The 1,425-nt window shown below is 49.8% G+C and carries 12 tRNA genes and 1 rRNA gene; all 13 read left to right on the plus strand.

Going from position 1 to position 1,425, the window contains the following annotated elements:
• Positions 1-10 precede the first annotated feature (10 nt).
• The 13 genes from rrf (at position 11) to BQ5321_RS00675 (ending at position 1,359) form a co-directional block, all read left to right on the plus strand.
• A 5S ribosomal RNA gene (gene rrf / locus BQ5321_RS00615) occupies positions 11-126 on the plus strand.
• A gap of 65 nt (positions 127-191) precedes the next feature.
• A tRNA-Glu gene (locus tag BQ5321_RS00620) sits at positions 192-266 on the plus strand.
• 11 nt (positions 267-277) lie between these two features.
• Positions 278-353, plus strand: a tRNA-Val gene (locus tag BQ5321_RS00625).
• A gap of 4 nt (positions 354-357) precedes the next feature.
• A tRNA-Thr gene (locus BQ5321_RS00630) sits at positions 358-433 on the plus strand.
• Between the two features lie 65 nt (positions 434-498).
• Positions 499-574, plus strand: a tRNA-Lys gene (locus BQ5321_RS00635).
• Positions 575-583: 9 nt separating this feature from the next.
• A tRNA-Leu gene (locus BQ5321_RS00640) sits at positions 584-668 on the plus strand.
• Positions 669-704: 36 nt separating this feature from the next.
• Positions 705-779: transfer RNA gene (locus tag BQ5321_RS00645), tRNA-Gly, on the plus strand.
• A gap of 6 nt (positions 780-785) precedes the next feature.
• Positions 786-874 (plus strand) — tRNA-Leu (locus BQ5321_RS00650).
• A gap of 36 nt (positions 875-910) precedes the next feature.
• Positions 911-984, plus strand: a tRNA-Arg gene (locus BQ5321_RS00655).
• A gap of 8 nt (positions 985-992) precedes the next feature.
• A tRNA-Pro gene (locus tag BQ5321_RS00660) sits at positions 993-1,069 on the plus strand.
• Between the two features lie 23 nt (positions 1,070-1,092).
• Positions 1,093-1,168, plus strand: a tRNA-Ala gene (locus tag BQ5321_RS00665).
• A 28-nt stretch (positions 1,169-1,196) separates the two neighbouring features.
• Positions 1,197-1,270 (plus strand) — tRNA-Met (locus BQ5321_RS00670).
• Between the two features lie 15 nt (positions 1,271-1,285).
• Positions 1,286-1,359: transfer RNA gene (locus tag BQ5321_RS00675), tRNA-Ile, on the plus strand.
• Positions 1,360-1,425 lie beyond the last annotated feature (66 nt).

The following is a 1,425-nucleotide window of genomic DNA, read 5'->3' on the forward strand; positions in this document are numbered from 1 at the left end:
AACAAAATAGTCTGGTAACAATGGCGAGAAGGTCACACCCGTTCCCATCCCGAACACGGAAGTTAAGCTTCTCAGCGCCGATGGTAGTTGGGGCATTGCCCCTGTGAGAGTAGGACGTTGCCAGGCTAGGCCCCTATTAAAATATATTAGGGGCTATATTTTTGTCTAGAATAAGTAAAACATTTCATTACGGCCCCTTGGTCAAGCGGTTAAGACACCGCCCTTTCACGGCGGTAACACGGGTTCGAATCCCGTAGGGGTCACCATTTTATTATATGGAGGATTAGCTCAGCTGGGAGAGCATCTGCCTTACAAGCAGAGGGTCGGCGGTTCGAGCCCGTCATCCTCCACCATATTGCCGGCCTAGCTCAATTGGTAGAGCAACTGACTTGTAATCAGTAGGTTGGGGGTTCAAGTCCTCTGGCCGGCACCAGTATCTGCGAGAAAACCGCAGTTTTTTTGACTAAAGATCATTATTTGAAGATAAATGATGATTATGAGCCATTAGCTCAGTCGGTAGAGCATCTGACTTTTAATCAGAGGGTCGAAGGTTCGAGTCCTTCATGGCTCACCATTTTAATATGCGGGTGTGGCGGAATTGGCAGACGCACTAGACTTAGGATCTAGCGCCGCAAGGCGTGGGGGTTCGACTCCCTTCACCCGCACCATAGTTTTTATACGTAGTAAAATAATTAACGATATTTGCGGAAGTAGTTCAGTGGTAGAACATCACCTTGCCAAGGTGAGGGTCGCGGGTTCGAACCCCGTCTTCCGCTCCAAGTTTTGCCGGGGTGGCGGAACTGGCAGACGCACAGGACTTAAAATCCTGCGGTAGGTGACTACCGTACCGGTTCGATTCCGGTCCTCGGCACCAGAGTTTTTTTGAAAAACAAAATAACTTACAATTAATGCGCCCGTAGCTCAATTGGATAGAGCGTCTGACTACGGATCAGAAGGTTATGGGTTCGACTCCTTTCGGGCGCGTTTGTTTACGGGAAGTAGCTCAGCTTGGTAGAGCACTTGGTTTGGGACCAAGGGGTCGCAGGTTCGAATCCTGTCTTCCCGACCATGGAACAATTTAAAATCTATTATGGGGCCTTAGCTCAGCTGGGAGAGCGCCTGCTTTGCACGCAGGAGGTCAGCGGTTCGATCCCGCTAGGCTCCACCATAATATATAATTATAACGCTTACTAATTGGCGGCGTAGCTCAGCTGGCTAGAGCGTACGGTTCATACCCGTAAGGTCGGGGGTTCGATCCCCTCTGCCGCTATACTAAAGATTTTAAGGATCTTTAGCTCAGCTGGTTAGAGCAGACGGCTCATAACCGTCCGGTCGTAGGTTCGAGTCCTACAAGATCCATTTCATATAGATGGAGGAATACCCAAGTCCGGCTGAAGGGATCGGTCTTGAAAACCGACAGGCGGG

Origin of the sequence: Bacillus tuaregi (genome assembly GCF_900104575.1) — a bacterium.
In the GTDB taxonomy this organism is placed as follows: Bacteria; Bacillota; Bacilli; order Bacillales; family Cytobacillaceae; genus Bacillus_BD; species Bacillus_BD tuaregi.